This is a genomic window from Photorhabdus tasmaniensis (assembly GCF_011189505.1).
In the GTDB taxonomy this organism is placed as follows: domain Bacteria; phylum Pseudomonadota; class Gammaproteobacteria; order Enterobacterales; family Enterobacteriaceae; genus Photorhabdus; species Photorhabdus tasmaniensis.
In genome coordinates this window covers 55,709-76,632 of sequence record NZ_PUJU01000021.1, presented here as the reverse complement: position 1 = coordinate 76,632, position 20,924 = coordinate 55,709, and the positions used below count along the sequence as shown (strand labels likewise).

Annotated in this window: 20 protein-coding genes; 9 read left to right on the top strand and 11 right to left on the bottom strand. The window is 43.0% G+C overall.

All coding sequences use genetic code 11. From position 1 onward, the window contains the following. Positions 1 to 432: 432 nt before the first annotated feature. The 10 genes from C5471_RS11890 to C5471_RS11845 all read right to left on the bottom strand — a co-directional run bounded on the left by C5471_RS11890 (position 433) and on the right by C5471_RS11845 (position 8,389). Complete coding sequence (locus C5471_RS11890; protein ID WP_133813403.1) at positions 433 to 738, bottom strand: helix-turn-helix domain-containing protein; 306 nt, start codon at positions 736 to 738, stop codon at positions 433 to 435. A gap of 31 nt (positions 739 to 769) precedes the next feature. Beyond that, the gene (locus tag C5471_RS11885; protein ID WP_133813404.1) at positions 770 to 1,585 is read right to left on the bottom strand and encodes an MrpH family fimbial adhesin; all 816 of its coding nucleotides are present in this window, start codon (positions 1,583 to 1,585) and stop codon (positions 770 to 772) included. Between the two features lie 36 nt (positions 1,586 to 1,621). After that, complete coding sequence (locus C5471_RS11880; RefSeq protein ID WP_133813405.1) at positions 1,622 to 2,167, bottom strand: fimbrial protein; 546 nt, start codon at positions 2,165 to 2,167, stop codon at positions 1,622 to 1,624. Between the two features lie 11 nt (positions 2,168 to 2,178). Then, a complete protein-coding gene (locus C5471_RS11875; RefSeq protein WP_133813406.1) occupies positions 2,179 to 2,670 on the bottom strand; it encodes a fimbrial protein in 492 nt (163 codons plus the stop codon). 13 nt (positions 2,671 to 2,683) lie between these two features. After that, complete coding sequence (locus C5471_RS11870) at positions 2,684 to 3,250, bottom strand: fimbrial protein (protein ID WP_133813407.1); 567 nt, start codon at positions 3,248 to 3,250, stop codon at positions 2,684 to 2,686. After that, the gene (locus C5471_RS11865) at positions 3,243 to 3,761 is read right to left on the bottom strand and encodes a fimbrial protein (protein ID WP_133813408.1); all 519 of its coding nucleotides are present in this window, start codon (positions 3,759 to 3,761) and stop codon (positions 3,243 to 3,245) included. Before C5471_RS11865 ends, C5471_RS11870 begins: the two co-directional genes overlap by 8 nt. Before the next feature lie 24 nt (positions 3,762 to 3,785). Beyond that, positions 3,786 to 4,535, bottom strand: coding sequence for a fimbria/pilus periplasmic chaperone (locus C5471_RS11860; protein ID WP_133813409.1), 750 nt, complete (start codon positions 4,533 to 4,535; stop codon positions 3,786 to 3,788). A 96-nt stretch (positions 4,536 to 4,631) separates the two neighbouring features. After that, positions 4,632 to 7,196: an outer membrane usher protein gene (locus tag C5471_RS11855; RefSeq protein ID WP_133813410.1), complete on the bottom strand. Its 2,565-nt coding sequence runs from the start codon at positions 7,194 to 7,196 to the stop codon at positions 4,632 to 4,634. Positions 7,197 to 7,215: 19 nt separating this feature from the next. After that, complete coding sequence (locus C5471_RS11850; protein WP_133813411.1) at positions 7,216 to 7,767, bottom strand: fimbrial protein; 552 nt, start codon at positions 7,765 to 7,767, stop codon at positions 7,216 to 7,218. 82 nt (positions 7,768 to 7,849) lie between these two features. After that, complete coding sequence (locus tag C5471_RS11845; RefSeq protein ID WP_133813412.1) at positions 7,850 to 8,389, bottom strand: fimbrial protein; 540 nt, start codon at positions 8,387 to 8,389, stop codon at positions 7,850 to 7,852. Between the two features lie 685 nt (positions 8,390 to 9,074). Between C5471_RS11845 and C5471_RS11840 the strand changes: the two genes are divergently transcribed. The 4 genes from C5471_RS11840 to C5471_RS11825 all read left to right on the top strand — a co-directional run bounded on the left by C5471_RS11840 (position 9,075) and on the right by C5471_RS11825 (position 12,153). Next, complete coding sequence (locus C5471_RS11840; protein WP_133813413.1) at positions 9,075 to 9,647, top strand: tyrosine-type DNA invertase; 573 nt, start codon at positions 9,075 to 9,077, stop codon at positions 9,645 to 9,647. Positions 9,648 to 9,936: 289 nt separating this feature from the next. Then, entirely contained in the window at positions 9,937 to 10,272 is a 336-nt protein-coding gene (locus C5471_RS11835) for a helix-turn-helix domain-containing protein (protein ID WP_242688671.1), read from the top strand. Beyond that, positions 10,265 to 11,512, top strand: coding sequence for a type II toxin-antitoxin system HipA family toxin (locus tag C5471_RS11830; RefSeq protein WP_133813414.1), 1,248 nt, complete (start codon positions 10,265 to 10,267; stop codon positions 11,510 to 11,512). Before C5471_RS11835 ends, C5471_RS11830 begins: the two co-directional genes overlap by 8 nt. Before the next feature lie 26 nt (positions 11,513 to 11,538). Continuing rightward, positions 11,539 to 12,153, top strand: a complete 615-nt coding sequence (locus C5471_RS11825) for a plasmid pRiA4b ORF-3 family protein (RefSeq protein WP_133813415.1) — start codon at positions 11,539 to 11,541, stop codon at positions 12,151 to 12,153. Positions 12,154 to 12,395: 242 nt separating this feature from the next. On the opposite strand, the gene C5471_RS11820 is transcribed toward C5471_RS11825, so the two are convergent. Beyond that, a complete protein-coding gene (locus C5471_RS11820) occupies positions 12,396 to 12,995 on the bottom strand; it encodes a CDP-alcohol phosphatidyltransferase family protein (protein ID WP_133813416.1) in 600 nt (199 codons plus the stop codon). A 1,091-nt stretch (positions 12,996 to 14,086) separates the two neighbouring features. Between C5471_RS11820 and C5471_RS11815 the strand changes: the two genes are divergently transcribed. From C5471_RS11815 to C5471_RS11795, 5 genes are all read left to right on the top strand, one after another. Next, entirely contained in the window at positions 14,087 to 15,208 is a 1,122-nt protein-coding gene (locus tag C5471_RS11815) for a lipase family protein (protein ID WP_133813417.1), read from the top strand. Then, positions 15,205 to 15,957, top strand: a complete 753-nt coding sequence (locus C5471_RS11810) for a hypothetical protein (protein ID WP_133813418.1) — start codon at positions 15,205 to 15,207, stop codon at positions 15,955 to 15,957. Before C5471_RS11815 ends, C5471_RS11810 begins: the two co-directional genes overlap by 4 nt. A gap of 1,025 nt (positions 15,958 to 16,982) precedes the next feature. Next, the gene (locus C5471_RS11805) at positions 16,983 to 17,255 is read left to right on the top strand and encodes a PAAR domain-containing protein (protein ID WP_133813419.1); all 273 of its coding nucleotides are present in this window, start codon (positions 16,983 to 16,985) and stop codon (positions 17,253 to 17,255) included. Between the two features lie 12 nt (positions 17,256 to 17,267). After that, complete coding sequence (locus C5471_RS11800; RefSeq protein WP_207627308.1) at positions 17,268 to 19,016, top strand: type VI secretion system baseplate subunit TssF; 1,749 nt, start codon at positions 17,268 to 17,270, stop codon at positions 19,014 to 19,016. A gap of 24 nt (positions 19,017 to 19,040) precedes the next feature. Further along, a complete protein-coding gene (locus tag C5471_RS11795; protein ID WP_133813421.1) occupies positions 19,041 to 20,924 on the top strand; it encodes a lipase family protein in 1,884 nt (627 codons plus the stop codon).

Here is a 20,924-nt window from a genome sequence, read left to right as displayed (position 1 = left end):
CATCGGTAGGTTAAGAGCAAGTCGTGCAATCCAAGGGCTGCCCTTTGAAGTTAAACGACGTCCTTCCGCTAAGACACTAGCAGCCTTACAAGAAGCCAAAGAGTTGGAAATAAAAGCAGAACATCGTTATCACTTTGTAGAAGCCATGCTCAAAGGACTGAATGATAAGCCAAAAATGGAGTGAATTACCCTGGCGAATAGAGTACACACGTACTTTTGAAAAGTTTTGGGAACGTTATAATCGGGCTGGTCGTAGCAATATGAACGCTCTCTTAATGATTGCTAAAAAAATGAGATAAATAGACAAGAATGAACTATTCATTTGTCGTGATAATATCGCTAACAACGAAATCATTAAAGTGACCGTTCCGTCGGTCACGAAACTCAGCCATCGACCAGTTTATATCTTTCCCCCTTTTAAACCATAATCAGTCAACATCCAAATTTACCCAATGTCGCTTCCGCAATAGGAATATATTGGTCCGTTAATTTACTGACGTTGTTATTGGTTGCAGGGTAGCTACAATCAAGGAAAAACCAGTTTATCGGTGTATCCAATATTGACGCGATCTGCACCAGATGGGATAAATTAATGCGGTTTATCCCTCTTTCATAGCGTGAAAGTTGTTGTTGGCTGATACCTATTTGTTCCGACAATTTTACTGCGGTCATACCTAATTCTTTCCTTCTTTTCTGAATACGCTTCCCTACTAATAGATGATCTTGTTTCATTTTCATCCCAGCCTTTAGCTTAAAAAAATACCCTATTTTATGGCATTGCCAAAATTATTGCCCCTGATCCAGAAAAAGGGCCAGCCTCTACTCTGCCATTTTTCTGTAAAACTGATTTTACCGTAACGGGTACACTTCCTCCCGCCGGTACAAAAACAGAAACACCCTCTTCGCCTTTTCTATTATTTAATAATAACTGGGCTTTCAAACTACCATCACTTCTCAACGGCACGAATCCCCTGTCAGGGCCAGTCGCTGTCACAATAATCTCCATATCTCTATTACAGGTCACATTAATATTCTCGGCTCTGGTTGCACCTTCCAATTTTTCTTCATCAATGTTGCCGTAATTAAGTTCAACTGAACCCTCACTGACCTGACAAAAACCTATCGGAGGGGGGGCAATACCACATAAAGATCCCGGTAATAGTCTTCCTCTAAAACCATTTCGATCGGTTTCATAAAACAACCCCACACATTCCTGGTGAGACTGAATAGCCGGGCCAAAATGCTTTGCAATTCCGGTAATGGGAAAACTGGTTTGTTTCAATATCTGAGCCTGAACTTGTTTCATCGTCCTGTATCTTTCTACACGGATATTGAATAGTTTATATGGCTGCCCTGAATAACCGTCTACACTATGACGATGGTTAACAGACACCCAACACGCAGAATAACCATAACAAGGATTTGGCGTAAAATCGTTCTCTTCGTCCCAGCGTTCAATCACAAAAGTATAATAGGCATTTGTGGGAACACCTTCAGATTTAGTGATATATGAAAATATTGATGCCGTAGCACCTGATGAAAACAGCGATAAAAATACCAGACAAGCAGAGAATAATTTTTTCATTTACTTACCTAATAAAATAAAACCAAAACTGTTCGATTAGTCATAGTTGAGATTAAATGTTGCAATAGCATGAAACACGCCCCGTTTAATCGTCTGGTTAGCCAGCGCCGTTGGTTCAGCCTGTACATACGCTTTCAGGATAATCACGTTTTCACCCTCTTTTAGCAAATAGGCATCCCCATTTTTATTCAACGGTAACCGTTTGCCTTCCGCCGTTTCGATACCAATGGCAATCCCGGAAGCCTGACTACCCGCGCCTAATGCTAATAAACCCGGTAATTGTGTGTTTTCTACCCCACTGAATGTCAGTTTAATAGATTTCCCCACACTCATATCACAGCCAGACAGCCTTAGCTGAAAAGGCTCACTATTGGTCCGGCCATGCAGATACAAATATTTTTCAGCAATCGTGCCCAAATCAAGCCGGATATCTTCATCACCCGGTTGAATCGTGCAGGGTTCTTCAACCAATGCGCCGTAAAAACGCATATTATCCGCAGCCTGTACCACCTGATGGCAATAAACCGCAGTAGCCACAATCATAAAACCAACGCGCAATACGAATAACTTGAAATAATTCATTGGCTTTCCTTTCACTGGTATTCCGCCAGTAATGTCGCTGTCACTTCAAACGCCCCTTCTGGTAACATGCTCCCCGGTTTCTTCACCGGCACAGCCTGTATCACCGGCAGTTTCTGTGATGTCACCGGAATACGCTTGTTAAGGGTGAATGCTTTACCATCCAAAGTCAGACGAATACCCAAATTGGTGATATTTGTTTTCAAAGCAGCAGCATCAAATGAAGTCTGTGGGCCAATCACTGTCAATCCTAAACTCCAGCCTGAAACATTAGGCGCACACACCAATTGATAATTCACCGGCTGGGTATAATTCACTCCATCCACCTTATGTATTCCAACGTTATGACCGAAATAGATGTCAATCATATTGCTGTCATTAATAATGCAAGGGGGCGGTTCAAGCAGTGTGCCATGAAACCACATATTATCTGCCGCCTGCCCCGGCATTACACTGTTTAAACCCAGGCAAACCGTCCAGAAAGCACGATAAATGAAATGTTTCATCAGTGTCTCCTGTTCATTGGTATTCAACCATCATCGTGGCAGCTGCGCCAAAACCACCGCCTTTCAATACTGCGGTCATATTTTTTACCGGCACCGCATGTAATTCAGGAAAATCCGGGTAGGTAAATTTCATCCAATCATTGACGGGTAATTTCTGTCCGTTATGAATAACCGCGATACCAAGCCCAGAGTGATTGGTTTGTAACACTGCCCGGTCAAAACTGGCGGTGTTACCCGATATCATCATTTTCATCGCATTGGCCGGCATTTTTTCACATTTCACCGTGTACTTAACCGGCTTCATGTAATTAACCCCATCAATACGAGTAATCAGCACTTCACCAAAATCCACATCAATAGTATTACCATTATTAATCACACAAGGTGGAGGCGCGATAACAACACCATATATATTGACCGGCGTTTTACCCGAAAGGCTGCTAAACGGCGTTACTGCAACGTTTACCCTTTTTGTCGGTAAATCAGCCTGAGCACTGGCACTCAGCAAACAACCCAGCAGTAATACAACCCATTTTTTTCGCCTGCGGTACAGTTTTTTTATTCGCAGAGGTTTAGTCATAATTCACCCTAAAATCCACCACGGCCCAGTAATGCCCAATCCCCAATGCTCCCGACGTCCGCACCGGTGTTACGTAATACGTCAGACTATCCTGCCCGGCTGCCACAAAACGCGGGCGTCCCCGGTCTCCCAGCCGGATATCATTGTTAGCGGAATCGGTGATCTGTAACCCCAACCCGGTGACACCCGCCACCCGTACCAGATGGGGATAATCCCGATCCGCCGCAGCCACAAAACTGATAGTCACCACCGGCTGCAAATTACCCCACGTCAGATTGCCTGTCCGGGTATCACGCACCGCTCCTTTGGCCCGCAAACAGTCGCGGAATATCAGGGAAGTCATATCCAGACGGCACGCCGCCTCAGTTAACATACCAAACACATGCAGTTCACCGTGGTGACCATCTATATCCGCGATATTCGCAACCCGGCTCTCTACCACCTGACTCACCGTCACCGGTATCAGTAAGATCGCCAGTGCCAGTACGCAACCTGTCCGTTCTATGTTCATCGTCGCTTCTCCCGGCTTCGTCCGTCACGACGAACGTTTAGCCATCTGACACTGGTTTCCTGCGCAGCTAAATGTCAGTTGCGGCCGGCCACCATAATCATTGATATAGGTCAGTACTGGCGCACTTCCCAAAGCCCCGGCACTCCCACTCAGCGTGGCACTGCTTTTGGGTGCCACCATCAATGGCTTAAAGTCCTCCACCGTTTTTCCCTTAAGCTGACTCGACGCATCCACCACAGTGATGTAATACGGTGTCGGATTGTTCACCTGATATTGATCCCCCTGACGTGTCAGTGTCATCTTCTCCTGCCAAGGGTTATCCAGATCAGTACGACTGGCAAAAATCGCTTTCGGCCGGTAGAACAGCTTTATTCGGGTTTGCAACGCAATTTGCAGTGTATTCGGCTTCTTACTGCGCGGTGGAATTTCACGCAAATTAAAATAGAACAGGCTTTCCCGATCCTGTGGCAGCTGTGCTATTGCTGGCAGTGACTGTATTTTCACCTGGCTTTTTGTCCCCGGCTCCACTCGTTGTACCGGCGGTGTCACCACTAACGGACCATTGATTTTGTTACCCTGCTCATCTTCTATCCAGCCCTGAGCCAAATATGGCAACTCTTTGTTCTGGTTGCTGATATCCATGCTGGTGGATTTATCCTCACCGTTAAACACTATCCGGGTACGATCCAGTGCAATGGCCGCTATTGACTCACAGACCACTGACAAACTCAGGGCGGCGATCGTTACTGCATTCACTGTTTTTTTCAATTTCATGCTCAATTACTCATTTCTCAGAATATGTTATTTCAGCGTCATTACAGGTCACCGCGATAAGTTCCGGTGACAGCAACAAGGTTTCCATGCTGCCTGTCAGTTGAAGCTATGGCTGCTATTACCGCTGGCCAACTGGCAGAGCAGTAATAACGAGGCCATCTCTTCAACTATGGGTAATTCATGTGGTAGTTCAATCACACACTGCAACTCCCCATCCCAGCGTACATCCAGTTTCTCCCCCGGATTTATCCCGCTCAGGTAGGTATTCCCACCATCATTGACGATACCGATTTCCCGTTTATCTTTATTCAACACAGTGGCCCCAAACGGTGGCGTACTACCGTCTGGCAAACGGATCATGCTCATCGCTTTCTCACCGGATATCACCTGAAATTTACGGTAACCAATCGCCCCTTCCGTCAGCGTCGCTTGTTGTACCGACCGTATTGCCTCCACATTGTCCGGCAGTTTATTCAAATCAATACTCGCACTGTTGCGGTAGTAGTTGTTTACATCAGAGATCACTGCTTTACCGAACATATTGGTATGGGTAATCGCACCGAAGCCTTTCACCGGGACGTTCCCTACACCATCGGTATCTACCATCAGACGCGTCGTACCCGGCGTATTGATGCGATGCAGTGCCGCACCTTCTGATGTGACAGTCACCCCACCCTGGACAGCAAGCGCCGCCGAGGTATAACGCCCATCCTGATAACTCGCACTGGTCGTCAGTTGGGCAAGATCACCGTAATGGGTTAAATAGCCGTTAGCCGCTGCCTTGCCGTCAATACTGGTGCCCGCCGCTAAACGATAGCTGCTGTTTTCAGTAATCCGGTCGTAATAACCTACTGTATTGGAATTACCTTTGCGGTTAACCATCGCGTTATAACTGATCGTTCCTGAATTCCCCCACGGCAGGGATAACGTCAGATACATACCATCGTCATTTTTACCTTCATATTTATTACGATAAGCGGACAGGTTTAGGTTAATATTCTTAATAGTTCCAATACCGAAATAGCGTGATACCGATATGTTGTAGCGATCATTGTTCGACCGGTTCCAGTAAGTTTGGTGGCTGTAGTTCAGATAAGTACTGACTCCCAAATCTGTGAACTGTTTATTCAACATAATGGTATAAAGTTCTTTATTGCTCTCCGCATCCCCGTCGTGATAACGGCGATCCAAATACTGGCTCATGCTCATGAAGTCACGTTCCGAGAAACGATAACCTGCAAACGTCACTTGACTGTCATATTGCTCAAAACGCTTGGAATAGCTCAGACGATAAGAGCCGCCGGTCAAGGTTTGGCCCTCATCCGGTAAACGGGCACGGGATTCAGTCACATCAAATGACAATGCGCCGAAGGCCATCAGATCACGGCCTACCCCCAACGACAGGGCGTTATAATCTCCAGCCCCCAATAACCCACCATACAGCGACCAACCGTTGTTTATCCCCCAGGAAAATTCGCCCAGCCCAAAGCTGTTCCCCTCACTATGGTGCTGCCAATTGGTTGGCTTACCCGCCGCCAGTTTGTACTGCACCCGGCCCGGACGGGTCAGGTAAGGAATACTCGCGGTATCGACCTGAAATTCCTGTATACCACCATCGTGTTCTTCCACCCGTACATCCAGTTTGCCGCTGACCGCATCATTGATGTCCTGAATACGGAATGGGCCAGGCGCAACCTGGGTCTCATATAACACCCGGCCCTGCTGACGGATGGTCACTCTGGCATTGGTTTTCGCTACGCCAGTCACCTCCGGCGCATAACCACGCAGGTTTGGCGGCAACATATTGTCATCCGTCACCAGACTCGCTCCGGTAAAGCGAAAGCTGTCAAAAATACCTGAATTGAGATAATCCTCACCCAGTGTCAGTTTGGCCTGCCAATGCGGTATTGCCCGGTACATGTAGTAACGGCTCCAATCCCAGTTTCTTTCTGTACTCCCTGCCCGACCAGTGGTGTGGTTATACTGTGACTGCCAATCTGCTCGCAGACGCCACGCCCCAAAATTTATCCCGGTTGTGCCGTTGGCGCTGATATTATGATTCTCATTTCCCTTAGCCGGCTTAGATACCTGAGCGTTGACGTTATAATCAAACATCATTCCCAAAATCCCTTCATCCCAACGTGATGGCGGGTCCCAGTCTGATGAGCTGTATTCAAGATAAGCCTGCGGCACACTCAGATATAACGTATTGTTGCCCAAATCGCCGCGCACCATCATTCCTGGCAGCGTTTTAATCTCCAGGCACTGATTGTTATTCCACCAGGTAATCTTTGATTCCCATTCCGCCCGCAGTCCTAGCTGCTTCACCATCTCTGGCGGCAGACAGGTTACACTGCCCTTGGGATCATCCGGTGGCACCATAAAAGTCACCGGCATCTCCGATAATTCATTTTTATTCAGACGTATCATCATCTGGTAATCCCCCGGCATAATATAACCAGCACGGGAAAACTCTTTTAAATCAATCCGCGAGCGATCCTGAACATCCAATACATCCGTATTAAATTCAATTTCTTCTTCCGCATACGCAACATGAGTACCCATCAAGGCAAACAGGGCCAAAACAGCAAAAGATTTCAGGACACGCCGAACTGAAACCACCCTGTCATGTTCAGCGGTCAAACCAAAAAACAAAGCCATAACATTCTCTGATCGATGATTAGTGATAATCCAGCCTGAACCGGACAGTGGTTCGATACTGTCCCACCTGTAATAACTGGTCATTACCCACCAATCGCATCGCATAATTAAGCGTCATATGCCCTTCCTGTAACTCCTTCACAGGTAATGGCGTTCCGGGATAGGCCTGATGGCCGTTTATGTCAGTAATTTGCAACGCGACACCTCGCGCCACACCATACAGCCGCAAATTGTTACCATCCGGCACGCCGTCAAACATCATCTGAAAGTGACGTCGGTCAGACTTACCCAATGTGGCAGAAGTCAGTACGCAATTAGTCAAGCGAATGGAAAAGGGACGCACAGGTCCCTGTCCATCATGGACCATCCGGCTTACCGGAGTCGTGGCTAACTCAATCGTCTGGTCACGGCTACCTGCGTCAATCGCACAGGCCGAATGAATAATGGCACCTTGCATGCTAACGCGACCATGCCCTTGTGTTCCTCGTGCAGCAGTTGCTTGAGCACCGACGGCAATGCAGGAAAACATTAGCAGGCAGGGCACCACAACAACGGCAGAATATCGGCTCATGACTTCTCTCCGGCTAAACTCATTCAAGACTTTTAAGTAAGAAACGCTCGCTTCCCTGTAAGCGTTTCCATGCATGAAAGGGTTATTGATAAGTTAGTTGGAAATTGGCAATACCGGTGAAATCACCCGGAACAACGGCATCAGGCCCGGTATCACCTTGAAGGTAAGCAGCGAAGTTCAGATCATTACTACCATCATGCAGTGCTACTGCGGGAGAAGGGGTACCCAGTTTAATCTTATTGCCACCCCCATCGGTGATCGCAATGCCTGCGCCTTTAGCCGATCCTTCAATACCCAGCAGACCCTCACCGCCAGTGATACTGGATTTGGCACCGGTAAACGTCGTCGTCACTGTATTTATCGTTTCAGTCGTGCAGTTTTCTAAAGAAATTTTGAACGACTTAGAAGAAGAACGACCGCCGTTTTTCAAAGAAACGTTAGAGATAGAACCCAATGGTACAACCTGATCAACCGTTTCGGGGGTGATAGAACAAGGCGCATCAATGATAGACCCCGTGAAAGTTACCGTTCCATGACCTTGGCTAGGATTAGCTGCATTGACAGAACCTGCAACTAAAGCCATGCCTAATCCTAGAGCCATAACCAATTTATTCAATTTCATGTGAATTAATTCCTTGAATTTAAGGATAAAATACCCGTAACCATAAAAAAATAGCAGCGCAGGATCTCCGATCCATGCACTCGATATCTGGCACAAAATAGGGTTTCAAAATTTCGGATTAATATTTTTTAAAACCAAACAAAATGCACCAAACTGTTTTTTTTGGTTAAAAACACTGGTAACAAATAATAATTCGGAGTAAAAATTCAAAATTTCATATAACTTTAAATTAATAATCTGAGTGATTAATTAATATCTGATTGAATTCAGATGAATTGACTGAGTTTTTACAATCTAATTAATATTAGTTACGAGAAATAGTAAAAATTATCAAAGAAAATATATATATTATAAATAGTTAAATATTGGCAATCTGGAATTACACTAAATTTGACTTAAGCGGTGGTTTTGTAGGAATATATTTACAGTTTGGTGCATTCTGTTTAGTTTCTTTTTATTGTCTAATGATTTCCAAATATATAATTACAAAGTGTACAAGCTGATATTTTCTATTAAAAAATAACTATTTGTGACTATCTGAAAACGGTATTTATAGATTTCGTCACAAATAAATAGAATTACCAGCTAATAATTTTATAGAAGTTCTATTAATTGATATATTCCGGTAGATTAATATTATTTTCTGCCGATAACTATCTGCTCCGATTTCACAGGAACTATTTTCATGAAGAAGCGTAAATTCTTAACAAGACATGAAATTAATGCGATTTTAGAAAAAGCACGTCAAGGTCGTCATGCTGAGAGAGATTACTGCATGATACTCATGTGCTTCATTCATGGGTTTCGAGTCAGTGAGCTATGTAATCTAACCCTATCCGATCTTGATCTTAACTCGGAAATTATTCATGTAAGGCGACTAAAAGGGGGATTATCAACAACACACCCACTGCTTACAGAAGAAATAATTGCTTTAAATCAATGGCTTAATATAAGAAGACAGTGGAGAGAATCAGATACATCGTGGGTCTTTTTATCACAAAAATCAGGCGCTATTTCACGCCAGCAAGTTTATGGTTTATTAAAGCGTTATGGCAGACAAGCATTAGTTAATATTTCACCTCACCCACATATGTTAAGACATGCCTGCGGTTATGCTCTTGCTGATCTCGGAAGAGATACACGCCTTATTCAGGATTATCTCGGCCACCGCAATATATCCCATACCGTTATTTACACGGCAAGCAATGTAAAACGGTTCTCCAGAATATGGGAAATACCGTCAAAAGGTCTCGACTAATCTTAATATCTCTTTTTATAAAAAATCCTCATCCATGTATATACTGATGAGGTTTTTTCATTCGCTAAAATAATTATTAATATCATACGATGCGGCTTATTATTTCTTGTAATTCTTGGATTCACATAATAAGCGTGACAGCATTACATTGACGTTAGTCATTGTAAATCAAAAGGTTGTAATTAACCGAAAAAAAGGATCAAAATCAAAGATAAATAATGTCCTTAATCCATAAGATCTAAAAGCCCTGACGTTCACCATAACAACATTGTCACTATGATAGCAAAAAATGGCAAAAATACCCTATTTATGCTATAATAGTAGCAATATTAACAATCCCATAGGTACTGAAATGCTATCACTAAATACCCCATACGACACCCAGATTGCGCTTAAGACATATCTGAAGAAAGTTCGCAAAAACCGTAAGTTACCCGTTGAGGCACTAGCGCAACATTCCGGTGTGCCCAACAGTACGATTCGAAAATTTGAAGCAACAGGTAATATTTCTTTAAGACAATTCTTAATGCTTTATGATGCACTGTGCAATCTCAATGATATTCATCAGATAACCAAAATAAAACACCATCCCCAAAGTATCGAAGAGGTATTAAAACATGCTTAATATCCCTTTACTGGTAAAGCGCACATTCAGTAATGGAAACGTTGAGAACGTCGGTAAATTAGCTGAAAACAGCAACGGGGTTTACTTTCAATACGATGATAATTATTTATCAACACATAAAAGCTCTATTGCTCCATTTAATCTCGAGTTCGATAATTCATTGCAAAAAGCACCACATCAACCTCACTACGGATTACATGGCGTTTTTGGTGATAGCTTGCCCGATGGATGGGGATTATATTTGATGGATCGAGTTTTCCGCCAAAATGGTTATGTTCCCCAAAATATCACAGCATTGGAAAGACTGGCGTTTATCGGAAATCGTGGTCCTGGCGCTTTATCCTATGAGCCTGAAATACAAATTGGAAACAGAGACAAATATCTAGATATAGAACTCATTACATTAGGTAAAGAAGCCATTAAAGAATTTGAAGGAACGGAATCTCACCTAATAGCACACCTAATGAACGCAGGGGGTTCAGGTGGTGCAAGACCAAAACTTAATGTAACCAAACTGGCAAATGGGACTTTTACCACAAAACAAGATGCTATTGGCGAAAAACTGATTATCAAATTAACCTCAGAAAAATTTGCGCTAGGGCATCATGAAAGCCTTATTGAATATACCTATATGAAAATAGCAGAACGCGTAAATATTGAAGTTGCCGATTTTGAGTTATTTGATGCCGGGAATGGGCAATATTGGTTACAGCAATCCCGTTTTGACTGTGTAGGTGAACAAGGGCGTTTTCATATGATTTCTGCTTGTGGGTTACTGGATTCCCCTTTCAGGGAACCTTCGCTGGATTATATTGAATTGATCAAAGCGACCCGAATGTTATGTAACACTAATGAAGCCAAGAAACTTCTCTACAGAGCCATATTTAACTATCTGATGATGAACCAAGATGATCATGCAAAGAACTTCGCTTTCCTGGCCGATGACAATGATAACTGGCGTATCTCTCCTTTCTACGACATTGTGTATAGTCCATCACGCTATAATGAACATATGACAGCTTTCAATGGCGATGGCTCGAAAATAACAAAACAGACAATGGAATTAATGGCAGGTCAGGCCGGATTACCAGGCGCAAAAGCGATGATGAATATAGCCGCTGAAATTTATGACATAGCCAAAGATTTTCATACAGCAGCAGAACATGTTGGTATTCCTGCAATTTTAGCCAAAGAAATTCAACGAAATATTGACAACAGATGGAACACGTTGAAAGAATAATCCCATAACTATTAGGAGAATCAGTAATGAACGAAAAATTCTATCAGTTAAAAATTACTCTCACAGACTCACAACCTGCTATTTGGCGGCAATTTGTTGTTCCTGCCTCTATCTCACTCGATAGGCTGCATGATGTCATACAGATTGTGATGGGATGGCAAGATAGCCATCTGCATGAATTTCATATTGGCAAACTGCGACTAACAGAAATGCCAGCAGACCCATCGAATGGAGAGGAAGAATGTGCATATCGCCTGATTGACCTGATTAAACAAAAAGGGAGATCTTTTAGCTATATCTATGATTTTGGCGATAGTTGGGAACACGAAATTATTTTAGAAAACAATCATTATCCTGAAAGTAATCTTCCGCTGCCTTTTTACTGTCTGGATGGTGCCCGCGCATGCCCCCCTGAAGATACCGGAGGTATTTATGGTTACGAAAACTTAATAGAAATACTTAATGATCCTGACCATGAAGAATATGAAGAAACACTGCAATGGATAAATGAATCGCTTGGTTTGCCTGAAAATGAACACTTCAACCCTGAGCAATTTCATCCAAACAATATTAATGCCTTTTTAGCGCTCTATTATCGCTGGTCACGAGACCGCTACCATCAGCTATGGGACTTGGATTAACCCACTAAATATAGGATAACGCTATCACCAATGAGAAAAGTTTCAGATGAATCACTACCATGGACACTGGTGCTTGATTTGAGCTCATTTTTCTCACGGAATAGGTGATATGTAAATTCAGTATCAAGTGCAGTTTCAGTGGTGTTTTCAGATCAACCCCTGTCAAACTGCACTGGCACTTTACACCGCTAATCATCATGCCTTCCATAGCAATCAGAAAGAAATAGATATCGTCACTCCTCTTATTTAGGCTCCGCAATCGCATCCCGAGAACGATTAATGCATGTCCAGAACAATAATAATATTGCTGCAATGAAAATATAATTGGAATAAACCAATGATTGCGGCCAAAGTGCGATACACAGACCATAAACACCTAACAAGAAAGCCCGATCGCTTTTCCCTAAAGGCCCTTTATAACTTCGTACGCCTGTCAGGGTCTGCGCAACAACACCACAAAACTCAGTAGATATGGCAAATATCACAGTAAAAATAACTAACCAAAGCGATGTATTCGCTAAAAGAGCAAAAGGTAAATATAACGCAAAATCAGACACGATATCGCCTATTTCATTTAATACGGCCCCCAATCGGGATTGTTGATTAAATTCTCTTGCCAACATGCCATCAATAGCATTAAGTGCCATACGGAAAAATAGAAAAAGAGGTAAGAGAAGAAAAAGATGTGGATAAGGAAAAAATGCCAGAATTCCACCTACAATCACCGAGGTTATCATTGCACACAACGTCACCTGATTGGCAGTAACACCACGTTGATAAAGACGTATCACCCAAGGTCTTAATAAGTTTTGAAATTTCGGTTTTATGTCATATAACGTCATAATTCACCTATGGTTAAAATTTCTTAAATAATAGTGTATAAATCGCTGATAGCTTTCATTGTTTTTGCTATCATCATTAAAGATAAATCAGATTTATCAAAATACAATGAAAGAGACGTCATTAGATCAACAAGAAATTTTTATTACTAACAGGAAACCTGTTAACAATGAAGTACACTATAGCTGTGAAAAATATGTTTTTTAATTAAAAATTAATATGTTAAATATTTATCTTGGTATTAATTGTATGAAAAGCAATTGAATTACAGACGATTTCATATCTCGTGGATTGTTTTTTCTGCATAGGTTATTATTGTCATTTTCATACTTCATCAGATTTACGATAAAGGAATCCATATGAACGGTGGATGATATGTTCTCTGAATCAGTAGAGATGAACCATAAATGAAGCGATAATTCAATTGAGTTCAAATACTGTTCCTCGTGTCCACGGGGATGAATGAGAAAATAAGATAACCTCAGATTAGCATCTATTACCGATGGGATGACCTTCACGCTTGTTGGCGTTCCCCGGTAGAATAATATCCCCGATATTGAATTCAGACTGACGGCTTATCACAACAGGGCTATTTTATTTGCCACCAAAACAAGTTGTGATAAAAATATTTTTTAATTAAAAATCAATATATTGAATATTTTACTTGATGGTTTTTTTGAAAAGCAAGTGAATGTCAGACTGCTTTATATATCGAGGATACCTCTCAGGAAAAGGGATTATTCTTATCATTTTTACACTTCATATGATTGACGATAATTCAATGCATATTGAGTTTGTTAACACTTTCTGACAAATTTATAGTTTTGTAAATTTATAAAAAACGCTTGCTATCTAATGAAAGTTTAATAATTATTACTTTAAGTTCCGTCATATGAGCAGTATGAAGGGAATTTCAACTTCTGTTCCCTCTATTCAAAGGGATTAATCGACTGGGATACATTGCTGTTTTCCTGTCGTTCAATTTGTTATTACTCACTGCATAGCGCTGTGCTTTTGTCTGTGGTAATAGGATTTTTGCTACCTTATTTTTAGGGTGGCGAGCTCAATTATTTCCATTCCTGGCGGAATATTTATGCTGAAAAATATCATACGACAAGGGGATAAAACCTCTCATGGCGGCGCTGTTTTAGCGGGTGATGACAGTTTCCAGATCCTGGGTAAAGGGGTGGCACGGATTAACGATCCGGTGTCCTGCCCAAAGTGCGGCGGAGGATTCTGGGAGGCATTCAACTTGGTTGAACGGTTAACAGTCCCCAGTGAGACAACCAAAGAAATATTCAGAGATATCTTAGATTTGGTGAAAAACAAACGGTTATTTATTTGCGGCCATAGCTTGGGGGGAGCATTGGCATTACTGCACAGTGCACAACTGAAAGAACACAATCCTTGCTTCTACAGTTACGGGATGCCGAGAACATTAACCCGTAGTGCGGTAGAAGAGTTGTCTTCTATTATTCACTATCGCCATGTTAATGAAGATGATGTCATTCCTGCTGTGCCCTTTGAGCAGGATATGGATAATGGTTTTTTCCATTACTGGGTGCCAGCGGGGTACGAGTGGGAAGTAATGAAGCTGGTGTCTCCGTCACCGATTGTTAAAGCTATTAAACAAGCGACTGCCAGTCAAGAAATCTATTGGCATCATGGTAAAGTTGTTCATTTTTTTCAAGCCAACAGTTGCCCGGAATGGCTGATTTCCGCCAGGAATCTCTCCCCTATAACAGGTGTGGCTAAAGAAATCTTGAATAACACCACAAAGCTCTATTTAATTCCTGAATTAAACCCGGAAACAGAAAAGGATTTTTCTCTGGCCGGTGAGCAGCAAAATGCGTTGTTTAATCAGCTCAGTCAACAAGAAAAAGATAAACTGTTTGTTGAAAATAGAGGCGCTGATTTAAAAGGGGGATTTGGCTTTTCTAATCATAGCTCGTATAAATATGCCGGTTATATTGATAAGCGCCTCAGAGAGTTATGCGAACCGGATAAGATTACGGTCTATCAGGACAGTCAGTGTCAATTTAAGGCGAAAATGGATAGTGATAAGATGCTTATCCCTGACAACATTTACTATCGTAATCTCTATTTCCTGGATATGGACAAACAGTTAATAAAATCACTGATCGTAAGCCAGCAGGAAGGACAAGGAACACTGGCCTTACAACATTACTGCGATGGAAAGGAACTTTCAGTATGAAAATAGTGAAAACCACGCTGTTATTATTATTTTTTTATTTTATTTACTGGGCGTTAGGCGATACCTTTTTCAACTGGCTTTTTCCTTTTTCATCTGCTGGAAAAGGGCCGTGGATAACAGTGGAAGGTGTCGCACCGAAATACACAAAACCGCATGTGTCGGCAGAATATATTTCAAAAGATTGTCTTGAATATGAACTTGATGCAGGTATGTCACCTCATAAAGTGCCGACCTATAATGGGCTGCGACTGGATGTAAAAACCGATCCGCAAACCGGTTATTTCCAAGCAAAATTACCTTCCAATGGTGGAGGCTGGTGCAAATGGAAAATCAATCGGGCCTTTGTATTAGTAAGTTATACCGATGTTAGCCATTTGATGAAAAATGCCGAGCCGTATGTGGGGACAGGTTTAACCGCCTTTATCAACGATGCAGCGCGAACAAATTATTCTGAAGCCTCTGAGACTCGTGCATTGAATACGATAGATTTCAGCCCAACTATTTACCCTGTTTTGAAAGTGGTTGAGGGACGCCCAAACAGAATTTTCTTACAGGGTATAGTGGATTCATATCCTTTTAGGCTGAAATTAATTCCAGGGGCGGAATGGAAAATCACCTTTAAACCTAAACTGGATGAAACCAAAATGCCAAAGATCACGGTGACTGACGGGAAGGGAGAATGGGTTGAATATCCCGATGGACACATTGAAACGGATACTCAAATGGTAGATACCCGTTACATAAAGTAACACCAGAAATAAGGAGTCCCTATGAACGATGGATGACACTTTCTCTGTCATATTACTGATTTACTGGAGATCCCAGTAGTATGTTCTCCTCATCCACGGAGATGAACCATAAATGAAGCGATAATTCAATTGACTTCAAATACTGTTCCTCGTGTCCACGGGGATGGGAATTCATTGGTATCTATTTTTGTTTTATCTATGCCTTTCTTAAAAACTGGCATTGTTTTTGGCATAAATTGCATTCTGCATGGCAACCAATCTCAAATTATCTGTATTTTTCTCCATAAGAATGAATGCAAAAATAAGATAACCTCAGATTAATACTTATTACCGATGGGATGATTTTCACGCTTGTTGGCGTTCCCCGGTAGAATAATATCCCCGATATTGAATTCAGACTGACGGCTTATCACAACAGGGCTATTTTATTTGCCGTTTTTAACCTGGGCAGTACTCGAATTGCCTGCAACCATGACGCCTATTGGGATAGGTTCTTAGTGATTAATGAAACGACTAAATAGAGGATGTTATTGGTCACCATAGCAAGTTGTGATAAAGATATTTTTTAATTAAAAATCAATATATTGAATATTTTACTTGATGGTTTTTTTGAAAAGCAAGTGAATGTCAGACTGCTTTATATATCGAGGATACCTCTCAGGAAAAGGGATTATTCTTATCATTTTTACACTTCATATGATTGACGATAATTCAATGCATATTGAGTTTGTTAACACTTTCTGACAAATTTATATTTTTGTAAATTTATAAAAAACGCTTGCTATCTGATGAAAGTTTAATAATTATTACTTACGTTCCGTCATATGAGCAGTATGAAAGGAATTTCAACTTCTGTTCCCTCTATTCAAAGGGATTAATCGATTGGGATACATTGCTGTCTTCCTGTCGTTCAATTTCTTATTACTCACTGCATAGCGCTGTGCTTTTGTCTGTGGTAATAGGATTTTTGCTACCTTATTTTTAGGGTGGCGAGCTCAATTATTTCCATTCCTGGCGGAATATTTATGCTGAAAAATATCATACGACAAGGGGATAAAACCTCTCATGGCGGCGCTGTTTTAGCGGGTGATGACAGTTTCCAGATCCTGGGTAAAGGGGTGGCACGGATTAACGATCCGGTGTCCTGTCCAAAGTGCGGCGGGGAGCAAACTATTGCGGAAGGCACTTCGGCTGCAATGGGGACTCATCAACAGGGGCTTGCTCTGGAGGGCATGAAAACCTCGTGTGGTGCCACGTTGATCGCCTCACAGACACTTTTTCAGGTAAAAAATAGATAAGGGTAGCGTGTGATGAATAGAAGAATGTCGCTTTTCCTGCAAGAACTGAATTATATGCGGCAACTGGCGCAGGAAGCCGCAAAAGCACACCCTCATTTGGCCGGTTTTTTGTCCGAGGGGGCGGGTGATCCGGATGCTGAACGAGCAATACAGGTTTATTCCCTGTTAGCTTCCCGTCTACGTTACAAAATTGAGGATGATTTTCCTGAGGTGACGCTAAATATGTTGACGCATATTTGGCCGCAAGCGTTGCGCCCGTTACCGCCGACGAGTCTCGTTCAATTTTCACCGCAGGAAGGTCATCACCTGGGGGCGACAACGCTGCCGGCGGGGACGTCGGTTTTTGCTGGCGAAGGCGGGCAGGAAATCCGTTTTGAAACCTGTTGTCCCCTGCATATCGAACCGCTGACGGTGATCGACCGGCAATTGAGCGCCACCGCCGAGTACAGTGAGATAACGTTAACGCTGCGCTGTTCGGGCAATACCCTGGAATGGCGAAGTCAGCCGCTGCATTTCTTTTTGGGCCGTGATCGTGAGCAGGCGGCGCAATTAGCTTTATGGCTTGATTTTCATCTCTGTGATATTCAGTTACGGACGCAGGGTAAAACCGTCACGCTTCGTGACAGCTACCCGGTATCGGCGTTGTGGGGGACAGAGCGGCAGGTTGCCATTCTTCCGTCCGGGGAAAACTCACCGTTTTCCATTTTGCAACTGATGACGGAATATTACTATTTCCCGCATGTGCATGATTTTGTGACGATTGATATCTCGGGGGGGCGTTCGTTAGTGGCGTTGAACGCTGACCGGACATTCGAGTTGATTTTGCGGTTTGAAGGCAGTCTGGAACTGACTGATATTGCCCAAACCTTTCTGCTGGATTGCGTGCCGGTCAGACAACTGGAGCCGATGACCAGTGCGGCAATCCCGGTGAATAGTGGCATCAGCGATTATGAAATCCCATTAAATCCGACAGAACGGCTGTTCAATCTGGATCACGTTTACGTATCGACGGAGCCGAAGCTGGAACGCGGGCAACCCTACCGCTATCTGCCCATTAGAGAATTTACTCCAACCGCCCATTTTATGCCGGATGCGGAGTTTCTTTATTATTATCAGCTGAATACGGAATGCGATATTTTGCAGCATACCCGCTATCAGCTGCGTTTCTTTGACTGTCATGGTAAAGCGGCGGATAACCTGCCGTCGCAATCCATTTTTTGCCAGTTTACCGGCTATCAGTCTCAGGCAGCTGACCTGGGCATCGGCGATATCAATCTGGCGGGAGAAAACGCCACCGGGTTGACGGTCAGCAATATCACCCCGGTTTCCGCCTGTTATCCCTCCATGATAGAGGAAAGATCAGCCTGGCCGTTGATTTCCTGCTTTGCCGGCTCGCCCTGGATAATATTTCAAACCCGCCCGTTACAAGAGTTTCTGAAAATATTTGATTTTTCCCCGGATCAGGTATTAAGCCGACGTCTCCAGTCACATATTAGCGGTATCGTCCGGCTGGAGAACATCCCGATAGATAGGCTGGACAAAGGCGTTCCTGTGCGGGGCCACCAGCTTATCCTGACCCTGAACCCGGATTGTTTTGCCAATCAGGGGGAGATGTATCAGTTCAGCCTGGTGGTGACACGCCTGCTGACGGTTTTCATTAGCATGGGCGCTTTTTTGATGATGAAGGTGATTGATGGTCAGACGGGAGAAATCTTGTGGGACTTTCAAGAGATGATGTTCGGACTGCGTCCCTATATTTAATGTTAAAAGAAGGAAGTTAAACCAATGGGTATATCAGATCCGCTTCTGTGTATAGATTGTAAGAAGTATTTGAGACACTGGGTAGAGTTTCAGTTGGTAGATGAACAGGATAAGCCGCTGGTTAACCAGCCTTATCATTTGATCAGTCACGGAACCCCGGGTTATGTGCGTCAGGGAGTAACCAATGGTTTCGGGGTGCTCAGGGAAGAAGACCTGTCAGCTTATCCAGTGACATTGTATGTCCATGCCCAATCACTGGCCGATGAGATGGAACAGCGCCCGTTGCGGGAAATACGTGGTGAAGCGGCGTCGATGGTGAAGCCAAAAGCCGAAGCTGACGGTCATCAATATCACTATGTAACTATCGGGCAGATCAGTGATGGGTTGCCGGTGATTAAGGATTGGCATGATCCTAAAAAAATTCCGCCTCCCTATCATTTTCCGGACCCTGAGCCAAGTGGCTACACGGTTCATCCATTAAATCAACGGTATGTACTGGAAATATGCCCGTTTCGAGCCTGGGTTTTGCAGTTGCATCATCAAAAAGAGTATTCCATCGTTAATGCGTATAACCAGTGTTTAATGAGCGTATTGGCTTATGCCGGTGGTGATGTTGATACTGAAGGCTCGGTGACTCACTTTTTTAATCGGCAAATGGTGGATGTTTCAACGCTGCCCTATAAAGTTGAGAAATTATCGGCAACGCCTGTGGTTTATGATGTGCCGTTTAGTCAACGTTATTCTCGGGTGGAGTTTATTGATTCAGCAAATGTTGATGGTGTAGGAGGTAATACCCAGTTGTTTTATGCGGCCAGCCCGCGTGATGTGGTTATCAGTTGGAAAGGCACGGCCAGTATGACGGATGCTATTACGGATGCGACGTACCAACCTTTGGGATTAAGTTGTGATGAGAAAGCATTGTGCAGTGGGTTTATTCACAGCGGTAAAGTGCATAAAGGGTTCTGGGAAGCATTTAGTTTGGTTGAAACGTTGACAATTCCCAATGATGAAACTACAGCAGTATTCCTTGATATAGTCAGATTGGTTAGAAACAAACGGTTATTCATTTGTGGTCATAGTTTAGGCGGTGCGTTGGCATTATTGCATAGTGCACAACTGAAAGAACATGATCCTTGTCTCTATAGCTACGGAATGCCACGAGTGTTAACGGTTAGTGCGGTACGGGAACTGGCGGATATCACCCATTATCGTCATGTCAATGAAGATGATCCGGTTCCTGCTGTGCCCCCGGAAAAAAATCTGGATAACTGGCTTTATAATTGTTGGGGACCACTGGGTTATCTATTCAGCCCTGTTGAATTGCTGGACTTTACCAACAGCGGTGAAGTTTTTCTGCATCACGGAAAAATAGTGCACTTTTGTAAAATCAATCTGGTTATTGAATGGCTGGAAGAACGTAACCCCAGTAATCATGTACGGCTCAGAACCACCTTACCCACCAAAACAAAATTGTATTTAGTTCCGTCATTAAACAGTGAAACAGAAAATAATCTGAAGGATGCCGGGGACATTCAGAAAAAATTTTTTCAACAGATCAGTGAGGCAGATAAAGCTAAATGGTTTCCATTGAATGAAAACCCGACCTTAAAAGATGCGCTGGGTTTCCCTGATCACAGTTCATTGAAATATGCTCGTTATATTGGCGCACGGCTTGCCGAACTGGTTGCGCCGGAGAAATACCATTTTTTCCGGGATCAAGAACAATTATTTGAAAAAACGTTGAATGAAAGGACCGATATTGTTCAAGGTATTCGGCAACGGGATGCATTATTTTTACAGATGGATCATCAGTTGACACAAGCATTGATTTGTACTCAACAGGATAAACAAGGTCCGTTGGCCTTATTACGCTATACGGATAACGGGGTAGGAATTGAGGAAAATTGA